Genomic DNA, 19,835 nt, shown 5'->3' with positions numbered 1-19,835 from the left:
GTCGGTCCCGATTCCCATCCGGCCCATCCCGCCGGAGCAGAACCCTCCGCCCTCGTTCCGCCCAGGGAAGCTGCTTCGCGCCTTTCTGACCGTATGCGCGATCATCGTCATCACCGAGCTCACCATCATGGTCCTGCTCGAGCCCTACTTTGGGGCCAATCACCTGGCCATGGCCTTCGTGGACTCCGCAACCCTCATCGTCGTCTGCTTCCCGTCCATCTACTTCCTCCTCATCAAGCCCATGGTCCGGGACCTCTTCGCCAAGGCGGAGGCCGAGCGGGCGCTGAGCGAGGTCCGGGCCTCCAACGAGTTCCTCCGCCAGGACGCCGAGGAGCGCAGCCGGGCCGAGGCCCTGGAGCGCACCAAGGCCGATGCCCGCATCCAGTTCCAGGCGCGGATCCTGGCCGTGGTCCAGCAGGCCGTCGTGGCCACCGGCAAGGGCGGGGTCATCCTCTACTGGAACCGCTTCGCCGAGTGGATGTTCGGGTGGACTGAGGAGGAAGTCAGGAACCAGACCCTGGCCAAAGTGACTGGATTCACCTCGGAAGCGGCCAGCACCGGGCTGTCGGGATTTGGCGCGGTCAAGGGCTGGACCGGAGAGGTGAAGGCGATCCGCCGCGATGGTTCCTCCTTCCCCGCCTACCTGACCTGCTCGACCATCTGGCGCGGCGACGGGTCCGTGGCCGGCTTCGTCTACACCTTCATGGACATCACCGAGCGGAAATCGGCGGAGGCGGCCATCCGCGATTCCGAGGAGAAGTACAGCACCGTCGTCGAGAACTCTCCCACCGGCATCTTCATCTACCGGAATGGCCGGCTGGAGTTCGCCAATCAGCGGTTCTTCCAGATGGTGGGCCGGTCCCAGCTTGACCTCGCGGCCATGGACGTGGCCGACATCATCCACCCAGACGATTGGGCCATGGTGCGGGAGATGTGGCGACGTCGCCTGGCCGGCACGGGAGCCACACAGGACTATGAGTGCCGCATCCTCCATTCGGGTGGCGAGACCCGCTGGATCAGTGGCAGGACAGCCCTCATCCGGTACGGAGGGGAATTCGCCCTCCTCGGCAACATCCAGGACATCACCGAACGCCACAAGGCCGAGCAGGCCCTCCGGGATTCCCGCGAGACCTTGCACCGCCTCTCCGCGCGGCTCATGTCAGCCCAGGAGAGTGAACGCCAGCGCGTGGCCCGGGAGCTCCACGACAGCATTGGACAGTCCCTGAGCGCCGTGAAGTTCATGGTGGAGCGGGCCCTCGACGAGCAGGCCGCCCACGGCCCGGACAGCCCCCAGGCCAGGAGCCTGAGGGCCGTGGTCCCGGTGATCCAGTCCTCGGTGGAGGAAGTCCGGCGCATCTCCATGGCGCTGCGACCGACGACCCTCGATGATCTCGGCCTTCTCGCCACCATCGCCTGGTTCACCCGCGAGTTCCAGGTGACCTACCCCCACATGGAGGTGGAGCGACTGATCGAGATCGAGGAGTTCGAAGTCCCCGAGAACCTCAAGACGAACATCTTCCGGATCATGCAGGAGGCCATGAACAACGCCGCTAAGTACAGCCAGGCTTCCCGGGTCACCGTGGCCCTGCGGCAGGTGCTGGGCGATCTCCAGCTCGTGGTGGGGGACAACGGTGTGGGATTCAATCCCGCCGAGGCTCGCCGAAACACCACGGCCGGGGGGTTCGGGCTGGCCTCCATGCGGGAGCGGGCCGAGCTCTTCGGGGGCTCCCTGATCCTCACATCCTCACCGGGCGAGGGCACCATGATCATCGCCCGCTGGGCACTGTCAGAGGAGCCTACTTCGTGACCAGCCCCTTCTCGATGGCGTAGGCCGTCAAGGCGGACACGGAGTGCAGGTGGAGGCGGTCCATCAGGTTCGCGCGGTGCTTCTCCACCGTCTTCGGGCTGATGCAGAGATACTCCGCGATGTCCTTGGTGCGGTAGCCCTCCGCGATGAGCTTCAGCACCTCCCGCTCCCGGCTCGACAGATCGTCGAAGCCGGGCTTCAGGGAAATGCCATCTTTGGAACTGAGGTAGCCCGACACCACGGTGGTGGCGATGGCGGGGCTGAGATACCTCTCTCCGTTCAGGACACTGTGCACGGCCGTGATCAGCTCCACGGAGGAGGAGTCCTTGAGGACATAGCCATCTGCCCCGTTCTGAAGGGCGGTGAAGACATAGTCTTCGGTCTTGTGGACCGTGAGCACCAAGACCTTGGTGTTCGGACTGAGCCGCTTGATCTCCTTCAGTGCCTCAAGCCCGTTGGAGCGGGGCATGGACAGATCCAGCAGCATCAGGTCGGGAGTCAATTCCTCGGCGCAGCGGATCGCGTCGCGGCCATCCGTGGCCTCCCCGACCACCTCCAATTCGGGACGGGCGGCCAGCAAGGCCTTCAATCCTTCGCGGAGGATTGTATGGTCCTCTGCGATGACCAGCCTCTGTTTCTGTTCCGGGGCCATGGGCTTCCTCGGTCCGAGTTCGCTTGAGGTCACAGCCTAACGATGATCGCCTGCCCTTGACTAGGGTCTTTCACCGGGACAATTACATGGTTCCACCTGGGGCCGATAGTTGGAAATACTGAACATTGCGAATTCTCCAGGCCCATCCACAGCCCAGGGGCTGTGCCCGCCCAGGAGTGCCGGGTCATTGGAGACCAGCGCAAGAACCCATGGAAACTCAGTCCCGGTGAAGGGCTGCGACTGCCTGGAGCACCTTGGACGGAACCTAGGCCTTTAGCCTGCTCCCGATGTAGCCTCGCACGGCCGCATCAGTCTCGGGCAGTTGCAGGCCCGCTAGCTTCGCGATCCGCAGTGCCTCCTCCAGGGGCATCCCCTTGTCGAGGACCAGCCAGGGGCAGATCGCCGCCGCCGCCCGGTTTCCGTTGTTGCAGTGGAGCAGCACCTTGGCCCCCCGCGGCAGGTCCCGGAGGATGGCCCGCAGGAAGTCGAAGTCCCCGGCGGGCGGAGTCTTGCTGAGGGCGTAGCGCAGGTACTGGACACCCATTTCCTGCATGCGGACCGACTCGGATTCGCAGTTCAGGTTGGCTTCCCCGTCCCGGCGCAGGTCGATCACATGCGTGATGTGCTGCTTCTTGATGGCGGCGCAGGTCTGATCGTCCGGGGCGCCGCGCAACACAAAGACGCCTGGGCGCACCTCCATGGCACCCGGGATGACCGGGTCCTGGGCCTGGAGCACCAGGGCTGGTAGCAGGAGAAGCAGCGTCCGAGACATGGAACCCTCCGCGACATCGCCTGGCTCGCCAGGCTGGTTCGCGGAGACCACCGATGGGACTGCAAGCTGGGAACCCTGGTCCCAACGGGCGGGTCTCCACACCCTTCAATGTAGGCAAAGAGGTCAGCTATGCAATGGGCCGGATCAAACCGTCCTGGAAAAAGGCGTCTTGGCACTGAGCTTGGCCAGGTAGGCGTCGAAGGGCTGAACCAGGTTGCGCACGAAGCGCCGGCCCAGATGGGTGATGAAGATGCCCTCGGGGCGGACCTCCACGGTGCCCAGGGGGACCTCCTCCAGCAGCTGCGTGACCGCATCGGCAAAGAGGATGGGTCCGTCCACCCCGAACTTCTCCTTCAATTCGGACCAACGTAGCTCGAAGTGGCCCATGAGGTGGTGGATCACCCAGCGGCGCAGCTCGTCGTCCTCGGAGAGGCGGTGCCCCTTGTGGATGGCCAGATGGCCGTCCCGGATGCTGTGTTCCCACTTTGAGAGGATCTTCTCGTTCTGGGCGTAGACCCCCGCCACGTTGGAGATAGCGCTGGGACCGAAGCCCAGCAGGTCCGCACCCGCCTTCACGGCGTACCCCATGAAGTTGCGGATGAGCTTCCCCTCCTGCACGGCCTTGGCCATGGGGTCGTCAGGATGGGCGAAGTGGTCCATGCCGATGGCCACGTAGCCGGACTTCTCCAGGATGTCCGAGGCCATGAGCAGCAGGTCCAGGCGCAGATCCGGCGAAGGCAGGGTCTCCGCGGGGATGCTGCGCTGAAAGGGCATGATGCTCGGCAGGTAGGCGAAGCCGTAGATGGCCATGCGATCCGGCGACAACTCAAGGGTGGCTTCCAGCGTGCGGCGGAAGGTATCCATGGTCTGGCCCGGCAGGCCATAGACCAGGTCCAGGTTCACGCCCTCGAAGCCCAGGTCTCGGCACTGCTTCATGGCCGTGAGGGTGTGGTCCCAGGTCTGGCCGCGGGTGATGAGGGCCTGCACGTTCTCATCCAGGTCCTGCACGCCGAAGGAGACGCGGTTGAAGCCCAGTTCGCGCAGGGTCGGCAGCTGATCCGGCTCCAGGAAGGTGGGATCCACCTCGATGGCGATCTCGGCGCCCGGCAGGAACTCAAAACGATCCTTGAAGAGCTGGAAGGTGCGCTTGAGGTCGGCGGCATTGAGGTAGGTGGGTGTGCCGCCGCCCCAGTGCAGCTGCAGGGCCTTGCGGCGGTCCTTCAGGTGCGAGCAGACCAGGTCCAGCTCCTTCGTCACCGCCTCGAGGTAGGCCTCCACGGGATCGTACTGGGGGCTCACCACCACGTTGCAGCCGCAGTAGGCGCAGCGACGGGGGCAGAAGGGAATGTGCAGGTAGAGCGACAGGGCCTCGTCCTTGCGGGTATCGGCACGGTCCAGGGCCGCGAGGACCTCAGGCTCCGGAAAGTCGTCGCTCCAGGCTGGCGGCATGGGGTAGCCCGTGTAGCGGGGCCCGGGCCGGTCGTAGCGTCGGATGAGCTCGGCGAGCTGGTTCATGCCTTCACCTCATCGAGTACGGCTCCCACCACGGCGGGGTCGGTTTCAGGCGTCAGGCCGTGGCCGAGGTTGAAGATGTGGGGGTGGCCCTTCATGGCATCCACGATGGCGCGGGCCTTCCGTGTGGCGGTTTCCTTGCCGGCCAGTAGCGCGACGGGATCGAGGTTGCCCTGCAGCACCATCTTCGGAAAGCGGCGTCGTGCTTCGGAAATCGGCACCTGCCAGGGCACGGCCAGGCCCTTGCAGGGCAAGTCATTCAGGGAATCCGGCAGGTAGCCCGTACGGGCGAAGAAAAGGGTGGGTGCGGCGGTCACCTGGGACAGCGTTCGCTTCACGGAAGGCAGCGCGAAGGTCGCGTAGTCGTCAGCGTCCAGCTCGCCGGCCCAGGTGTCGAAGAGCTGCACGCCCTGGGCACCGGCCTCGATGTGGAGGTTGAGCAGCCGAGCGGCAGCGTCCGCAAGTTTGTCCATCCACTGCTGGGCCAGCACGGGGTTCTGGTGGATGAAGGCCTTGGCCTTCGACCAGCTCTTGCTGCCCTTCCCTTCGATGCCATAGGCCAGCAGGGTCCATGGCGCGCCCGCGAAACCCAGCATGGTGACCTTGGGCGGCAGGGCGGCCTTAACCTTGCGGATGGCATTGCAGACCGGCTCAAAGACCTTCTCATCCAGGGGCCGGTTAATATCGATCTGGTCCAGCGTCTTGCCGATGCGGGGCCCGCCTTCGGGGATGGTGACCTCGCAGCCCAGCGCGTCCAGGATCACCAGGATGTCGCTGAAGATGATGGCGCCATCGATCTGGGGGAAGCGCCGGATGGGCTGCAGTGTCACTTCCGCCGCCAGGTCCGAGTCATTGAGCAGTTGCTCGAAGGTGACCCTGGCCCGCACCTCGCGGTACTCCGGCAGGAAGCGCCCTGCCTGGCGCATGAACCAGACTGGGGGCTTGTCGAGGACTTCACCGTTGAGAACACGAAGAAGGGACTGGGGCATCACATCACCGAAAAAACCATTCACCGCAGGAGGCGCAGAGAACGCGTATGAAGACGAACTGCGGAAAGATCAGGCGAAGTCCTTGGCCACGGCGGCCACGGCCTGCTTGAAGTGGGATAGCTCGGGCTCGCCGTGGGCGGAACCGAGGAAGGCCACTTCGTAGCCGCTGGGAGGCAGGTAGACGCCCTGGCCGAGCAGCGCCTTGTGCAGGCGGTTGAAGTTACTGATGGCTTCGCCCTTCACCGCATCGCTGCGGCGGACGCCATCCTGGAACAGGGGCCAGAGCAGGCTGCCATAGCGGGGGCAGTGGAGGTTGGGAATGGTCTCGAAGGCCGTGGCCCACCGGGCGGCATTGGCTTCCAGGCCCGCGTAGAAGGCCGGGGTGAGCTTCTCCATGGTGGCGAGGCCCGCGGCCATGGCCACAGGATTTCCCGACAGCGTGCCCGCCTGATAGACCGGACCATCGGGCGCGACCACGCCCATGATGTCCTTGCGACCGCCGTAGAGGCCCACCGGCATGCCGCCGCCGATGATCTTGCCGTAGGTGCCCAGGTCTGGCGTGATGCCGAGGCGCTCCGCCGCGCCGCCGGGGGCCACACGAAAGCCGCTGATGACCTCGTCGAAGATGAGGACCACGCCGTGCTTGGTGCAGAGCTCGCGCAGCCGCTTGAGGAACTCGGGGCGCTGGAGCAGCAGGCCATTGTTGGCGGGAATGGGTTCGATGATGGCCGCGGCCAGCTCGTTGCCAATCTCGGCGAAGGTGCGTTCCAGGGTCTCCAGGTCATCGAGGGTGACCACGGAGGTCAACTCGGCGATGGCCTTGGGCACGCCGGCGCTGGTGGGGGCGCCGAAGGTGATGAGCCCGGAGCCGGCCTTCACCAGGAGGCCGTCGCTGTGCCCGTGGTAGCAGCCTTCGAACTTCAGGATGCGCTCCCGGCCCGTGAAGCCCCGGGCGGCGCGGAGGGCCGACATGACCGCCTCGGTGCCCGAGGACACGAAGCGCATCTTCTCGATGAAGGGCACCATTTCCTTGATCTTGCGGGCCAGGGCCAGCTCGCGGCGGCTGGGCGCGCCGAAGGTGAGGCCCTCGTGCATGGCTTCGTTCACGGCGGCCAGGATGTCGGGGTGGGCGTGTCCCAGGATCAGCGGGCCCCAGGACATGCAGAGGTCGAGGAAGCGCTGGCCATCCTCGTCCTCGAACCAGGCGCCACTGGCCTTCTTGAAGAACTTGGGCGTGCCGCCCACGGCCCGAAAAGCCCGCACGGGGCTGGAGACGCCGCCGGGGAAGTGCGTCAATGCTTCTGCGAATAGAGTCTCGTTCGACATGGGCTTCCTTTTCTTCGTGGTCTTCCCGTCTTCTTGGTATCGCCTGCGTCGATACGCAAGACGAATTGATTTCTCGTGGTGAATGTTCTTAGGAGATCCAACCCTTTTCCACCGCTTCGCGGCCGGCGTAGGTGACGATCATGTCGGCGCCGGCGCGCCGGATGGCGATGAGGTGCTCGTACATCAGCTGGTCACCGTTCACCCAGCCCAGGCGATCCGCCGCCTTCACGCTGCTGAACTCGCTGGACACGTGGTAGGCGCAGATGGGCGCCAGCTGGGCCTCTCGGAGGCGCCAGATGAGGTCCAGGTTCGGCAGGGCTGGCTTGACCATGAGCATGTCCGCGCCCTCGTCCACGTCCAGCAGCGCATCATTCAGGCCTTCCCGGGCATTGCGGGGATCCATCTGGTAGGTCTTGCGGTCGCCGAACTTGGGGCTGCTGTCGGCGGCCTCGCGGAAGGGTCCGTAGTAGGCGCCCGCATGCTTGATGGCGTAGGTGAGGATGCTGGTCTGGGTGAACCCGTTGTCGTCGAGCATCTCCCGGATGGCCGCCACGCGCCCGTCCATCATGTCGCTGGGGGCGGCCACGTCCGCACCGGCCTCGGCGTGGCGCAGGGCCATCTCGGCGAGGATTGGCAGGGTCTCGTCGTTCTTCACCACGCCGTTCTCGTCCACCACGCCGCAATGCCCGTGGCTGGTGCAGCCGCAGAGGCAGACATCGGTCATAACGATGAGGTCGGAGCCGAAGGCCTGCTTGAGGGCCCGCACGGCCGCGGGGATGACGCCGTTGTGGTCGCAGGCATAGCGGCCATCCGGGCTCTTGAGTTCGGCATCCGGCACGCCGAAGAGCAGCACGCTGGCCAGGCCCTTCCTGAGGTCCTTCTCCACCTGGCGGACGGTCTCATCCACGCCCGCACGGACGATGCCCGGCAGGCTGGAGATCTCGCTGCTGCCCGGCTGGGGCTGCACGAAGTAGGGCTGGATGAGATGGCGCGGCCGGAGATCAGTCTCGGCCACCAGGTTGCGCATGGCGGCGCTGGTGCGGAGGCGGCGGGAGCGGTTCAGCATGGGGACTCCTCCTTCGGATTCTGTTGAGATGCCAGGTGCTGGGCGAGCATGGCCCAGAGAAGGCTGGGCTTCGGTTCGCAGTAAGCGTCGACCGGGGCGCCGGCTTTGGCGAAGGCCTCGGCCGTGGCCTCGCCCCAGGCGAAGCGCCGCACGGACTGCGAGAGCGGCGCGAGGATCTCGGCCTGAGTGGGGCTCAGGGCCAGGACGCCCTCCACCTTCGGCAGGGCCGGGAAGGGTTCACGGGCCGCCTCACGGTGGGTGACCCAGGGATGAAGGCGCCAGATGGAGCCCCGGGCGGCCACTTCGAGGTATTCACGGCTGCGTTCGCCGCGCACCAGGATGAACTCCCCGCCCGCCGGGAAGCGCCCCTGCAGCAGCTCCCACAGCGCCTCAGCGCGGGCTTCAACCGGCAGCTGGACATCCAGGTCTTCCCGCCCCAGGGCATCCGAAGTCCCCGCACCCTGGACCAGGCAGGTCATCCCCGCGGGAAGGACCGGCGCCGCCACCTTGGCCCCGGAAGGGCTCAGGATCAGCAGGGCCTGGACGCGGTTCAAAAGCATGGGCGGCGCCGCGCCGGTCACCCGCAGGGAGGTGAAGGAATAGGGAACCGGCCGCCAGCCGGCCTTGCGCACCGTGTCCGCCAGCGGGTGCTGAGCGGGCCGGGCCAGCGCCAGGCGGGGATGGTGGCTCGAGGGCGTCATGACAGGCCGATGCCCCTGAGCACGGCCGCCAGCAAGGTCTTGTCATCGATACCGCGGGCCTCGGCCCGGCGGAGCTCGCCATCGGGTGCAAAGGCCGCCCGCAGCAATAGGCTCCCGTCGGCCTGGGGCGTGGCCAGAGCGCCAAGGGGCTGCTGACAGCCGCCGCCGATGCCCGCCAGCACCTGGCGCTCCAGGGTGACGCAGCGGGCCGTCATGGCGTCATGCATGTCTGCAAGCGCCTCGACGAGGTCCGGACGGTCCACCCTCGCCTCGGCCAGCAGGGCCCCCTGCCCCGGCGCGGAGGGCAGCTCCTCCGGCGTCAGCGGACGGACCGTGAGCCCGGAGAGATCCAGTCCGAGGCGCTTCAGGCCCGCGGCCGCCAGCAACGTGGCATGCAGGGGCTGGTCCCGGAGCACGCCATCCCGCACACGCTGCAGGCGGGTCTGCACGTTGCCGCGGATCCAGGTGAAGCTGGCCTTGGGGAAGAGCTGGCTGAGCACGCGCTCGCGGCGCACGGCGCTGGTGCCGATGACCAGATCCTCGGGCGCATCCGGACGGATCACCATCCAGTCCAAGGGGTCCTCACGGAGGGGGATGCAGGCCGGCACGATGCCCGCCGGGCGATCCAGGGACACATCCTTGAGGCTGTGGATGAGCAGGTCCGCAGCACCCGCCGCCATGGCGTCCTCCAGCTCCTTCGTGAAGAAGCCGCCGCCCACCTGCTTGTCGAGGGGACCCTGCAGCCACTGGTCGCCAGAAGTGGAGAACTTGCGCCACGATACCTCGTAGCCCTTGGATTCGAGGAACCGCACCATGGGCTCGGCTTGGCCCACGGCCAGGGCGGATCCCCGCGTGGCGACTGTGACACGCTTCGTTCTCATGGCTGGACCGCCTCTCCGTCTGCAGTGGGCTTGGGTTGGGTCTGGATGAGGGCCCGGAAGGCCAGGGTGCGCCCCCGAGACAGGATCTCCTTGAGGGCCTCGCGCTGAACCTCATCCAGCCCCGCCATGGAATCCTCGAGGGCCTTCGCTTCCTCCTCGAGAGCACCCCAGGCCGAATCCAGCCGTTCCTGCGCCGTCACCAGATGGCGCTTGCGGGCCCGGGCCACGGCCCGGTGCCGGAGTCGCCCCGCAGCACCCACGAGGTAGGGTTCCGCTTTGAGGGCCGCCTCGGCCCGCTGGGCCCGGGCCGTGGTGGTCTGGGCGAGGAAGGCGTTGAGGTCGATCCGATGCACCCAGGGAAGCTGCTCAAGTCCAGGTTCAGAGTCCGGCGGCAGGGCCAGGTCAAGGATGCGCAGGATGGGTCGCCGGAGGGACTGCCAGGCATCCAGGGTGAAGAGGGGCTCCGGGGCGGCGGTGGCCGTGACGATGGCGTCGAAGCCTGCCGGATCATGCTGGAGCTGCGCCAGATCCACGATGGGAAGGCCCAGGGGATCCGCCAGATCGTGGGCCTTGCTCCGGGTCCGGTTGGCCACGGCCACCCGGAAGCCGCGCTCCGGCAGGCGTTCCGCCAGGTACTGGGTCATGGGCCCAACGCCCACCAGGACTACAGAAGCATCGCTGGGCAGCCCCTCGGTCAGGTGCTTCAGCGCCACCGTGGCAACGCTCACATTGCCGTCCGCGAGCCCGAGCCGCGCGCGGAGGCGCTGCCCCTCGCGGATGATGTCCTCCACGGCCGTCTGGGCCTCGTCGCCGGCCACGCCCACCTGCCGGGCCTGCACCAGGGCGTCCTTCAGCTGGCCCGGAATCTCGCGGTCCCCCAGGTTGGCCGATTCCAATCCCGCTGACATGGCCAGCAGGTGCGTCCAGGCCTCCTCACCCTCATAGCGGCGGAACCCGGGGCCGGGGTCGATGGCATCCGCGTCGCCCCCCCAGACCATCCAGAGCACCCGCTGACAGGTGGCGAGGTAGATGAGCTCCCGGGAACCGGAGCGCCTCTGCCAGTCCCTCAGGTGGGCCGGAAGGCCATCCCGGATCACATGCTGCGCCACCAGGTCCAGGTCGTGGACAGGCGCGTGAAAGCTGATGAGGACGGGTTCCATATCGGATCCCATCATCGGTTGGGGATGGAGCGGCTCGGTCATCGCTTCGTCATGCCCCTGCGAAAGTGGCCGTCATCACATGGGCGGTGAGGGAGGGAACAGGCCCTCGATGGATTCCCAGTCCCACTCGGCAAGACCGGGGAGGCTGCCTTCCCGGAGTTCCTGCTGGGTCAGCCAGGCATCGTAGATCACCAGGGCGCACATGGCCTCGGCCACCGGCACGATGCGTGGCGCGATACAGGGATCGTGGCGCCCATGGGTTACGATGTCAGCGGCATGGCCCTCACGGTCGATGGTGCGCTGGGTCTTCGAGATGGAGCTGGTGGGCTTCACGGCCAGCCGCACCACAACCGGGGCCCCGGTGCTGATGCCGCCCAGGGTACCCCCGGCGTCGTTCTTCTCCGGGCCCTCCGGCCCCAGCGGATCGTTGTTCTCGCTGCCGCGCCGCCGGGCGCTGGCGAAACCCGCGCCCAGCTCGACACCCTTCACCGCCCCGATTGACATGCAGGCCAGGGCCAGCAGGCCATCCAGCTTGCCGAAAGCGGGATCACCCAACCCGATAGGCAGGCCTTCGAGCCACACTTCGCAGACGCCACCCACGCTGTCGCCCTCGGCCCGGGCGGCCTCCACCGCGGCCTTCTGGGCCTCGAAGGTCGCGGGGTCCGCCACCCGCAGGGGATTCTTCTCCACGAAGCCCCAGTCAATGGCCTTGCCTTCGAGGCCCGCGATCTCCCGGTTGAAGCCACGCACCGACACGCCCAGGGCCGCCAGCTGCTGCTTGGCCCAGGCGCCGGCGGCCACCCGGGCCAGGGTCTCTCGGCCGCTGCTGCGGCCGCCGCCGCGTGGGTCGCGGATGCCGTACTTGCGGTCGTAGGTGAGGTCCGCGTGGCCCGGCCGGAACAGCTCCGAGATGGCCTTGTAGTCGCCGCTCTTCTGATTCTCGTTGAAGACCATCATCGCGATGGGATGCCCCGTGGTCCGCCCCTCGAAGACGCCGCTCAGAACCTGCACCCGGTCCCCCTCGCTGCGGGGGGTCACCAGGTCCGACTGCCCCGGCCGCCGCCGGTCCATCTCCTGCTGGATGGCCGCCAGATCGAAGGGCAGCCCGGGCTTTACACCGTCCATGACGACGCCCACCGCGGCCCCATGGCTCTCGCCGAAGGTGAGGATGCGGAAGGCCCGGCCGAAGGTGGAAGGTGAGTCGAAGAGCATCCAGCCATGGTGAACCGGAGCCCTCCGGACGTCACCGGTTTTCCAGGAGGGAGGGTCAGGCGGGCCGATCCAGGTCCCAGGTGGTGACGCTTTCCGTCGAGAAGGAGGGCAGCTGCGGCCAGGGGCTCGGGCCTTCAAAGCCCGCCACCTGGAGTGCGCCGAGGTACTCGGCGGCATAGGCGAGGTAGGCGGCCAGGGGGCCCCCGCCCCGGATTTTCACGCGTGTGGCCCCCGGCTCCTGCAACTGGAAGGGCACGAGGAGACCGGCCATCACGTCGCCGGGCAGCCGCTTCAGGGCGTGGTCCAGCGGCGGCAGGCCCTGGAGCAGCCAGCGGATGGCCTGCTCGAGGCCCGCGGTGCCCCTCAGCCTGGGCCGGGCGACCGTGGCCTCTGGTGGCGCCGTGGGCAGGACAGGAACTCCCAGCAGGGTTGTGAACTCCTGGCCGGTGAACCCGGCGATGGGCGCACCAGCCGCCCCGAAGGCCCAGGCGAGCCAGAAGGAGGCTGGCCCAGTGCCTTCGATCCACACGCCGGATTCCGGGTTCGTACCGAGGGCCAGGTGGGTCCGGGCCATGCGGGCGGCTCGCTCCGTGAAGGCCCGGGCGCGGTCAAGCCCGCCCTCGAAGGGATCCGGCACGCCCGCCGGGCGCTCGGCGTAGGCCTTCAGCACGCTCTTGTGGATCGCCCGGTGGACGCGGAGGTGGCCCCCAGAGAGGAACCTGGATCCCTCGTGCACGCGGTATTCCATCTGCGGTTTGTGCAAGTGGACCCTCGGGCCGATGGCATCCGCGCGCAGCACGAACAGGACATCGTCGGCGAGGTCATCGGAGGAGAACCCACCCAGTCGCTCCGCCAGTTCAAGGGTCGCGGCGAAGGGCACACCGATGGAATCCACGCTGAACAGGCGCTCCAGGGGAAAGGGTTCAGGCCTTCGCCTGATCTTGGTGCGCCGGCCCTGCTCGTCCATCTCCCAGTAGTCACAGGCCGCCAGGCCCAGGGGATGTCCCGCGAGCGCCTTGCGGTGGTCCCCGACAAAGCAGGGAAGCAGCCGGTTGTCGGTGTGGATGTAGGAGAAGTCGCGCCCCCTGCCCTTTGCCTTCTCCAGCATCAGGTTCAGGCAGGTGCCGGGATCCATGCGCCGGGGCTCATGGATGAAATGGATCCGTGGATCCGTGAAGGCCGCCATCACCTTGGGCGTTTCGTCGGAGGAGTTGTCGAGGATCCACAGCTCCCAGTCGGGGTCCTCTTGTTTCAGCACGCTCTCCACGGCTTCGCGGATGAAGTGGGCCTGGTTGTAGGAAGGCATAAGGAGCTGGAAGGGGACGGGCATGGGCGGCTGGTATCCCGGGATCGGAGCATCGGTGGCGGGGCTGAGGACATGGGATGATAGCGTCCTCACGCTGATTGGAGAGGCCCATGGGGACGCTGAACATCGCCATCGATGCCCGTCTGGATCCCGGCAAGGCCGGTGGCGTGGAGTCCGTGATCCTAGGCCTTGCCCATGGGCTGAGCCGTCTTGATCCTGGCGACGAGGCCTACCACTTCCTCACCTTCGCCGGTCCGCAGCCCTGGCTGGAGCCCCATCTCGGCGGGGCCTGCCGCCTGCTGCAGAGCACGCAGGCCGTAAAGCAGCCCTCGGCCCTGAAGACCTTCGAGCGGGCCTTACGCCACCGGCTCCGGGCATGGTTCCCGTCGAAGGAGCGCACTGAAGTGAAGGTCCCCCGCTCCGACGGCACTCTCGAGTCCGCCGGCATGGACCTGGTCCACTTCCCGCTGCAGAGCGCCTTCCTCACGAAGGTGCCGAGCCTCTACCACCCTCACGACCTCCAGCACGTACACCTTCCGGAGCTCTTCACCGCCAGCGAGATCCACCGCCGGGAGGTCCTCTACCGCGCCTTCTGTGCCCAGGCGGCCCTTGTACCCGTGGCCTCCGAGTGGGTGCGGCGGGACCTGGAGGCTCATCTCGGCCTCCCCCCAGGAAAGGTACCGGTGGTCAACCTCGCGCCTTTCAACGCCGCCATCGCGCCCCTGGCCCCCGGCCGCCGTGAGGTGTTGGCCCGAGAGCTGGCGCTGCCCGCGGAAGGCTTCGTGTTCTACGCGGCCCAGACCTGGCCGCACAAGAACCACATGGCCCTGCTAGAGGCGCTGGGCCTGCTGCGAGACCGGGACGGGCTCCGCATCCCCTTCGTCTCCTCCGGCCGCAAAGGGGACTACTTCCCGGTCCTGGAGCGCCGGGTACGGGAACTGAAACTCAGCGATCAGGTCCAGTTCCTCGGCTTCGTGAATCACGAGGCGCTGCAGGCGCTGTACGAGATGTGTCGCTGCGTCGTGATTCCCAGCCGCTTCGAGGCGGCGAGCTTCCCCCTGTGGGAGGCTTTCCAGGCCGGTCGGGCCGCCGCCTGCGCCACCACCACCTCCCTGCCGGCCCAGGCCGACGGTGCGGCGCTGCTATTTCCCGCTGAGGACGTGCCGGCCCTGGCAGAGGCCATCAAGCACCTCTGGACGGACTCCTCCCTGCGGACCGAACTCGTCGCGAAGGGAACGGAAAATGTGGCGCGCTTCTCCTGGGATCGCACGGCAAGGCTGTTTCGAGCGCACTACCGAAGAACCGCAGGACGCCCCGTGAGCGCCGAGGATCAGCAGCTCTTGGCGGCCCCGCCCATGTTCTAGCCGGTGCCCAGCGACTTGCCGGGACCGCGCCCGGGGCCGTATCCTCGTGCATTCCTTGATTCCAGGAGCCACGCCGTGACCCACCCCCACCTCCCCGTGGCCCAGCCGGACCTGGGCGGCAACGAGCTCGCCTATGTCTCCCAGGCCATCCAGGAGGGCTGGATCTCCTCCACGGGCCGATTCCTGAACCGCTTCGAAGCCGACTTCGCCCGCTTCTGCGGCGTCCGCCACGCCCTGGCCTGCGCCAACGGCACCGTGGCCATCCACCTGCTGCTCCTCGGCATGGGCATCGGACCGGGGGACGAGGTCATCGTGCCCTCCTTCACCTACGTGGCCTCGGCCAACGCCGTGACCTACACGGGAGCTCGCCCCGTGTTTGTGGACTCTGAGCCCGTCACCTGGAACCTCGACGCAGACACGGTGGAGGCGGCCATCACGCCGCACACCAGGGCCATCATGGCCGTCCACCTGTACGGGCACCCCGCCCCAATGGCGAGACTGCTTGAGATTGGCCGGCGCCACGGCATTTCGGTCATCGAGGACGCCGCCGAGGCCCACGGCGCGAAGGTGGAAGGGAAGACGGTCGGCGGCCTCGGCCTGGCGGCCACGTTCAGCTTCTACGGCAACAAGATCCTCACCACCGGCGAGGGCGGCATGGTCACCACCGACGACGATGCCCTGGCCGCCCGCCTCCGCCAGCTCCGCGGGCAGGGTATGGATCCCGAGCGCCGCTACTGGTTCCCCATCGTGGGCTACAACTACCGCCTGACCAACCTCGCCGCGGCCCTGGGCTGCGCCCAGCTGGAGCGGGCGGAGGAGCTCATCAGCCACCGCCTCCGGATCGCCCATGGCTACCGGGAGCGCCTGGCGCCGCACGCCGAGCGGCTGGGCCTCCAGCTCGCCAGCGAGGCCCCCTGGGCCAGCTCAGTGCACTGGCTCTCCTGCATCCGGGTGCCCGCGGCGAAACGGGATCCGCTGATGGCCTTCCTGGCGGAACACCAGATCGAGACCCGCCCCTTCTTCCCGCCCATGCACCGGCTTCCGATGTACTCCGATCCGTCCTTCCGCCAGGGTCGGCCCCTCCCCGTGGCCGAGGAGCTGGGCGACACCGGCATCAACCTGCCCACCTACACCGGACTCGGGAATGCGGACCTCGACCGCATATGCCAAGCCATCATCGCCGGGCTGGAACGCTGATGCAGGACCTCTGGATCGTCGGCGGCAGCGGTGCGGCCCTCGAGGTCTGGGCCGTAGCCCGGGCCATGGAGGCAGCCAGCCCGCAGCCCTGGAAGGTCCGGGGCTTCCTGGTGATCGCTGGAACTCCCGAATTCGACCCGGAGGGTCTGGAAGTTCAGGAGGAGACGGCCTTCCTCGCGGCTCCGTCCACAGCCTCGGCCCTGATCGTGGTGGGCCTCGGTGAACCTTCCCTCCGACAAAAGGTGGCCCGGACTTACGCCTCCAAGGGCTTCAGCTTCGCCACCCTGATCCACCCCAGCGCCATCATCGGCCCAGCCTGCAGCGTGGGCGAGGGGACGGTGCTCATGGCCCAAGCCATCCTGGAGACCCATGTGACTGTAGGCGAGCATGCGCTGCTCAATGTCGGCTGCTCCATCGCCCACAACGGCAGCCTCGGTGCCTGTTGCAGCTTGGGCCCCGGGGTTCGGCTGGCGGGCTGGGTGACCCTGGGCGACCGGTGCGACCTCGGGGTGGGCTGCTGCGTGCGTCCGAGGGTGGTCCTTGGACCAGATACGCGTGTAGGTGCAGGCGCGGCGGTGGTGGCTGACCACCCCGGCACCGCGATCCTGGTGGGTGTGCCGGCCACTCCCCTTCCGACCCCCTGAGACTCCAGATGCAGCGGGTTCTGCCAGACTGTGATCCGTTCACAGCTTCAGAGGCTAGGCGCACGGACTTCCCTCCCAGGATCAAGGAGGCTTTTGCGGAGAGCGGCGCCGAAGCAGCGGAAACCGCAACCCACAACTCCTGGTGATTCATGTCCCACCTCTTCAAGCGCCTTGAACGGTTCCTGCGCCACCGGCTGCGGAGGCCCGGGCGCCCGGACCTCCAGCAACGCCTGAGATCCCTGGAACAGTCCATGGCGAACCTCCTGCTCCTGCAGGCCGAGACCCAGGTCCAGCGGGTCAGAAACCTGCCACCCGGCACCCCCCTGGGCGAGGCCGAGTTCAAGGTGTACTCCCAGTTCGGCGAAGACGGGATCCTCCAGTTCCTCACCCACCATGTGCCCTGCCCCGACACCCGGTTCGTGGAGTTCGGCGTGGAAGACTTCCGCGAGGCCAACTGCCGGTTCCTCATTCAGAAGGATCCGTGGACCGGCCTCGTCATGGACGGGGATCCCAACCTGGAGGCCCGCCTCCAGGCCCAGTCGGTCTACTGGGCCCGCAACCTCAAGGGGCGCACGGCCTTCATCACGGCCGAAAACATCGACAGCCTCCTAGCGGAGGAGGGATTCACCGGCGACCTGGGGATCCTCAGCATCGACATCGACGGGAACGACTACTGGGTCTGGAAGGCCGTCACCGTGGCCTCCCCTCGCATCGTGGTCTGCGAATACAACAGCGTCCTCGGCTGCCAGCGCCCGGTGGTGGTCCCCTACGATCCCGGCTTCCGCCGCCAGACTGCCCACCCCACCTGGCTCTACGCCGGAACCTCCCTGCCGGCCCTCTGCCACCTCGCCCTAGCGAAGGGCTACGCCTTCGTGGGGTCCAACCGGGCCGGGAACAACGCCTTCTTCGTGCGCCGGGACGTCCTCGGGGACCTCCGGCCCCTTGAGGCCCACGCGGGCTATGTGGAAAGCACCTTCCGGGAATCCCGGGGGGCCCAGGGACAATTCACCTACCTGACCGGCCGGGACCGCCTTGCCGCGATCCGGGACATGCCCCTGCTCGACGTAGCCACAGGCGAGTCGATCAAGGCGGGTGATCTGCTCGCCCCTGCTCAGGGCCTCTAGGCCACCTCACCCGGGGCAGGGACCGAGTCCGAACCCGGGCGCCATGCCATAATTCGGGCTTCCTGACCGTACCCACGCCCCCTTTTTTCTGGTGCAGCTTGTCCAACTCAAAGATCGCGCTCATCACCGGCATCACAGGCCAGGACGGCAGCTACCTCGCGGAGCTGCTGCTGGCCAAGGGCTATGAAGTCCATGGGGTCATCCGCCGGGCCTCGAACTTCAACACCGACCGCATCGACCACCTCTACATCGATCCCCATCAGGCCCCGAAGCTGCACCTCCACTACGGCGACCTCACCGATGGCGGCGCCCTGCGCCGGCTTCTCGACCAGGTCAAGCCCGCCGAGGTCTACAACCTGGGGGCCCAGAGCCACGTGCGGGTGAGCTTCGATCAGCCGGAGTTCACAGCCGATGTCGTGGGCCTCGGCGTGCTGCGCCTGCTGGAGGCCGTGCGAGCCTACCAGGACGCCACCGGGAACCAGGTGCGGCTCTACCAGGCCGGCAGCTCCGAGATGTTCGGCTCCGCCAAGCCCCGCCAGCACGAAGGCACGCGCTTCGAGCCACGCAGCCCCTACGCCTGCGCCAAAGTCTATGCCCACTACCAGGGCGTGAACCACCGCGAGAGCTACGGCATGTTCGTGGCCAACGGCATCCTCTTCAACCACGAGAGCCCCCGCCGCGGCGAGACCTTCGTCACCCGCAAGATCACCCGGGCCGCCACCCGCATCAAGCTGGGCCTGCAGACCAAGCTCTTCCTGGGCAACACCCAGGCCAAGCGCGACTGGGGCTTCGCCGGGGACTATGTCGAAGCCATGTGGCGGATGCTCCAGCAGGACCAGCCCGACGACTACGTGGTGGCCACCGGCGTGTCCATCTCCATCCAGGACTTCCTGGCCCTGGTCTTCGAGCAGCTCGATCTGGACTGGAGGCAGTATGTGGAGATCGACCCCCGCTACTTCCGGCCCGCCGAGGTCGATCACCTCGAGGGCGATCCGGGCAAGGCCCGGAAACTGCTCGGGTGGGAGCCCAGCACCGAGGTCGCCACCCTGGCCCGAATGATGGTGGACTGCGATCTCCGCATGGCTGAGAAGGAGCTGGTGCTGCGAAAGGCCGGCCACGAAGAGGCCCCTCGCGGGGGATACCGGTGAACCACCCGGAGACGTTCCCACTCCAGGGCCGCAGGATCTGGGTCACGGGCGGCAACGGCTTCCTGGGCCGGCATGTGGTGGCGCAACTCCGGCAGCACGGCGCCGAAGTCCTCGCGCCCCGCTTCAGTGAGCTGGACCTGCTGGATCCCGCCGCCTCGGCCCGCTTCCTCCGGGAGCACCGCCCATCGGGTGTCGTGCACCTGGCCGCCCGGGTCGGCGGGATCGGCGCCAACCGCGCCCACCCGGGCTCCTTCTTCTTCGCGAACATGGCCATGGGCCTGCACCTCATCGAGGCCTGCCGCGTGGAGGGCATCGAGAAGGTGCTGGTGCTCGGCACCGTCTGCGCTTATCCCAAGTTCTGCCCCGTGCCCTTCCGCGAAGACGACATCTGGAACGGCTACCCCGAGGAGACCAACGCGCCCTACGGCGTGGCCAAGAAGGCGCTGCTGGTGCAGCTGCAGGCCTACCGCCAGGAGTACGGCACACGGGGGATCTTCCTCATCCCCGTAAACCTCTACGGCCCCGGCGACCACCTGGACCTGGCCACCAACCACGTCATCCCCGCCCTCATCCGCAAGTTCATCGAGGCCAAGACCCAGGGCCTGGACCATGTGGAGCTCTGGGGCACCGGGAGCCCCAGCCGGGAGTTCCTCTTCGTGGAGGACGCCGCCCATGGCATCGTCGAGGGCCTCCTGCGCTACGAAGGCGAGGACCCGGTCAACCTCGGCACCGGCGAGGAGATCACCATCCGCGACCTGGCCCTGAAGATCCAGGCCCTCACGGGCTTCGCGGGGGACCTGCGCTTCAACCCCGCCTACCCGGACGGGCAGCCCCGGCGCCAGCTGGACACCTCCCGGGCCCTGGAGCGCTTCGGCTGGCAGGCCCCCACCCGGCTCGACGACGGCCTGCGGCGCACCGTGGCCTGGATGCAGGGCGCCCTGGCCTCCGGCGGGGCGAGCTAGTCCGGCGCCGTC

The 19,835-nt window shown here is 67.6% G+C and carries 18 protein-coding genes; 7 read left to right on the top strand and 11 right to left on the bottom strand.

The annotated features are described in order from the left end of the window. Nucleotides 1-127: 127 nt before the first annotated feature. A complete protein-coding gene (locus tag WAS25_RS05940; protein WP_422310598.1) occupies nt 128-1,807 on the top strand; it encodes a PAS domain-containing sensor histidine kinase in 1,680 nt (559 codons plus the stop codon). Here WAS25_RS05940 and WAS25_RS05935 read toward each other — a convergent pair. The 11 genes from WAS25_RS05935 to WAS25_RS05885 form a co-directional block, all read right to left on the bottom strand. Then, complete coding sequence (locus WAS25_RS05935; protein WP_422310597.1) at nt 1,797-2,459, bottom strand: response regulator; 663 nt, start codon at nt 2,457-2,459, stop codon at nt 1,797-1,799. The genes WAS25_RS05940 and WAS25_RS05935 overlap by 11 nt on opposite strands. A 265-nt stretch (nt 2,460-2,724) precedes the next feature. Beyond that, nucleotides 2,725-3,231 carry a hypothetical protein gene (locus WAS25_RS05930; RefSeq protein ID WP_422310596.1) on the bottom strand — a complete coding sequence of 169 codons (507 nt, stop codon included), beginning with the start codon at nt 3,229-3,231 and terminating at the stop codon, nt 2,725-2,727. A 144-nt stretch (nt 3,232-3,375) separates the two neighbouring features. Further along, complete coding sequence (gene hemN / locus WAS25_RS05925) at nt 3,376-4,746, bottom strand: oxygen-independent coproporphyrinogen III oxidase (RefSeq protein WP_422310595.1); 1,371 nt, start codon at nt 4,744-4,746, stop codon at nt 3,376-3,378. Further along, the gene (gene hemE, locus WAS25_RS05920) at nt 4,743-5,732 is read right to left on the bottom strand and encodes a uroporphyrinogen decarboxylase (RefSeq protein WP_422310594.1); all 990 of its coding nucleotides are present in this window, start codon (nt 5,730-5,732) and stop codon (nt 4,743-4,745) included. Before hemE ends, hemN begins: the two co-directional genes overlap by 4 nt. A gap of 69 nt (nt 5,733-5,801) precedes the next feature. Continuing rightward, complete coding sequence (hemL, locus tag WAS25_RS05915; RefSeq protein WP_422310593.1) at nt 5,802-7,058, bottom strand: glutamate-1-semialdehyde 2,1-aminomutase; 1,257 nt, start codon at nt 7,056-7,058, stop codon at nt 5,802-5,804. An 88-nt stretch (nt 7,059-7,146) separates the two neighbouring features. Further along, the gene (gene hemB / locus WAS25_RS05910) at nt 7,147-8,124 is read right to left on the bottom strand and encodes a porphobilinogen synthase (RefSeq protein ID WP_422310592.1); all 978 of its coding nucleotides are present in this window, start codon (nt 8,122-8,124) and stop codon (nt 7,147-7,149) included. Further along, nucleotides 8,118-8,825, bottom strand: a complete 708-nt coding sequence (locus WAS25_RS05905; RefSeq protein WP_422310591.1) for a uroporphyrinogen-III synthase — start codon at nt 8,823-8,825, stop codon at nt 8,118-8,120. The genes hemB and WAS25_RS05905 overlap by 7 nt, the downstream gene beginning before the upstream one ends. Beyond that, the gene (gene hemC / locus WAS25_RS05900; protein WP_422310590.1) at nt 8,822-9,706 is read right to left on the bottom strand and encodes a hydroxymethylbilane synthase; all 885 of its coding nucleotides are present in this window, start codon (nt 9,704-9,706) and stop codon (nt 8,822-8,824) included. Before hemC ends, WAS25_RS05905 begins: the two co-directional genes overlap by 4 nt. Next, the gene (locus tag WAS25_RS05895; RefSeq protein WP_422310589.1) at nt 9,703-10,866 is read right to left on the bottom strand and encodes a hypothetical protein; all 1,164 of its coding nucleotides are present in this window, start codon (nt 10,864-10,866) and stop codon (nt 9,703-9,705) included. Before WAS25_RS05895 ends, hemC begins: the two co-directional genes overlap by 4 nt. Nucleotides 10,867-10,941: 75 nt before the next feature. Continuing rightward, nucleotides 10,942-12,078, bottom strand: a complete 1,137-nt coding sequence (aroC, locus tag WAS25_RS05890) for a chorismate synthase (protein WP_422310588.1) — start codon at nt 12,076-12,078, stop codon at nt 10,942-10,944. 55 nt (nt 12,079-12,133) lie between these two features. After that, nucleotides 12,134-13,408, bottom strand: a complete 1,275-nt coding sequence (locus WAS25_RS05885) for a glycosyltransferase family 2 protein (protein WP_422310587.1) — start codon at nt 13,406-13,408, stop codon at nt 12,134-12,136. Nucleotides 13,409-13,494: 86 nt separating this feature from the next. On the opposite strand from WAS25_RS05885, the gene WAS25_RS05880 reads away from it, so the two are divergent. The 6 genes from WAS25_RS05880 (at nt 13,495) to WAS25_RS05855 (ending at nt 19,823) form a co-directional block, all read left to right on the top strand. Continuing rightward, entirely contained in the window at nt 13,495-14,748 is a 1,254-nt protein-coding gene (locus tag WAS25_RS05880; RefSeq protein ID WP_422310586.1) for a glycosyltransferase family 4 protein, read from the top strand. A 75-nt stretch (nt 14,749-14,823) separates the two neighbouring features. After that, a complete protein-coding gene (locus tag WAS25_RS05875; RefSeq protein WP_422310585.1) occupies nt 14,824-15,945 on the top strand; it encodes a DegT/DnrJ/EryC1/StrS family aminotransferase in 1,122 nt (373 codons plus the stop codon). Continuing rightward, entirely contained in the window at nt 15,945-16,589 is a 645-nt protein-coding gene (locus WAS25_RS05870; RefSeq protein ID WP_422310584.1) for an acetyltransferase, read from the top strand. The genes WAS25_RS05875 and WAS25_RS05870 overlap by 1 nt, the downstream gene beginning before the upstream one ends. A gap of 149 nt (nt 16,590-16,738) precedes the next feature. After that, entirely contained in the window at nt 16,739-17,713 is a 975-nt protein-coding gene (locus WAS25_RS05865) for a hypothetical protein (protein WP_422310583.1), read from the top strand. A gap of 98 nt (nt 17,714-17,811) precedes the next feature. Continuing rightward, nucleotides 17,812-18,861, top strand: coding sequence for a GDP-mannose 4,6-dehydratase (gene gmd / locus WAS25_RS05860; RefSeq protein ID WP_422310582.1), 1,050 nt, complete (start codon nt 17,812-17,814; stop codon nt 18,859-18,861). Continuing rightward, the gene (locus tag WAS25_RS05855; RefSeq protein WP_422310581.1) at nt 18,858-19,823 is read left to right on the top strand and encodes a GDP-L-fucose synthase family protein; all 966 of its coding nucleotides are present in this window, start codon (nt 18,858-18,860) and stop codon (nt 19,821-19,823) included. The genes gmd and WAS25_RS05855 overlap by 4 nt, the downstream gene beginning before the upstream one ends. The last annotated feature ends 12 nt before the right edge of the window (nt 19,824-19,835 follow it).

Source organism: Geothrix sp. (assembly GCF_049292215.1).
GTDB lineage: Bacteria > Acidobacteriota > Holophagae > Holophagales > Holophagaceae > Geothrix.
Note: the sequence above shows the minus strand (reverse complement) of the source record. Positions and strands in the feature narration are given on the sequence as shown.

Excerpts from the sequence above, each read along its gene's own strand:
- hemN (WP_422310595.1), bottom strand. The coding sequence starts at position 4,746 with ATGAACCAGCTCGCCGAGCTCATCCGACGCTACGACCGGCCCGGGCCC.
- WAS25_RS05870 (WP_422310584.1), top strand. The coding sequence starts at position 15,945 with ATGCAGGACCTCTGGATCGTCGGCGGCAGCGGTGCGGCCCTCGAGGTC.
- hemB (WP_422310592.1), bottom strand. The coding sequence starts at position 8,124 with ATGCTGAACCGCTCCCGCCGCCTCCGCACCAGCGCCGCCATGCGCAAC.
- hemC (WP_422310590.1), bottom strand. The coding sequence starts at position 9,706 with ATGAGAACGAAGCGTGTCACAGTCGCCACGCGGGGATCCGCCCTGGCC.
- hemL (WP_422310593.1), bottom strand. The coding sequence starts at position 7,058 with ATGTCGAACGAGACTCTATTCGCAGAAGCATTGACGCACTTCCCCGGC.
- WAS25_RS05895 (WP_422310589.1), bottom strand. The coding sequence starts at position 10,866 with ATGGAACCCGTCCTCATCAGCTTTCACGCGCCTGTCCACGACCTGGAC.
- WAS25_RS05940 (WP_422310598.1), top strand. The coding sequence starts at position 128 with ATGGTCCTGCTCGAGCCCTACTTTGGGGCCAATCACCTGGCCATGGCC.
- aroC (WP_422310588.1), bottom strand. The coding sequence starts at position 12,078 with ATGCTCTTCGACTCACCTTCCACCTTCGGCCGGGCCTTCCGCATCCTC.
- WAS25_RS05930 (WP_422310596.1), bottom strand. The coding sequence starts at position 3,231 with ATGTCTCGGACGCTGCTTCTCCTGCTACCAGCCCTGGTGCTCCAGGCC.
- hemE (WP_422310594.1), bottom strand. The coding sequence starts at position 5,732 with ATGCCCCAGTCCCTTCTTCGTGTTCTCAACGGTGAAGTCCTCGACAAG.
- WAS25_RS05935 (WP_422310597.1), bottom strand. The coding sequence starts at position 2,459 with ATGGCCCCGGAACAGAAACAGAGGCTGGTCATCGCAGAGGACCATACA.
- WAS25_RS05905 (WP_422310591.1), bottom strand. The coding sequence starts at position 8,825 with ATGACGCCCTCGAGCCACCATCCCCGCCTGGCGCTGGCCCGGCCCGCT.
- WAS25_RS05865 (WP_422310583.1), top strand. The coding sequence starts at position 16,739 with ATGTCCCACCTCTTCAAGCGCCTTGAACGGTTCCTGCGCCACCGGCTG.
- WAS25_RS05880 (WP_422310586.1), top strand. The coding sequence starts at position 13,495 with ATGGGGACGCTGAACATCGCCATCGATGCCCGTCTGGATCCCGGCAAG.
- WAS25_RS05885 (WP_422310587.1), bottom strand. The coding sequence starts at position 13,408 with ATGCCCGTCCCCTTCCAGCTCCTTATGCCTTCCTACAACCAGGCCCAC.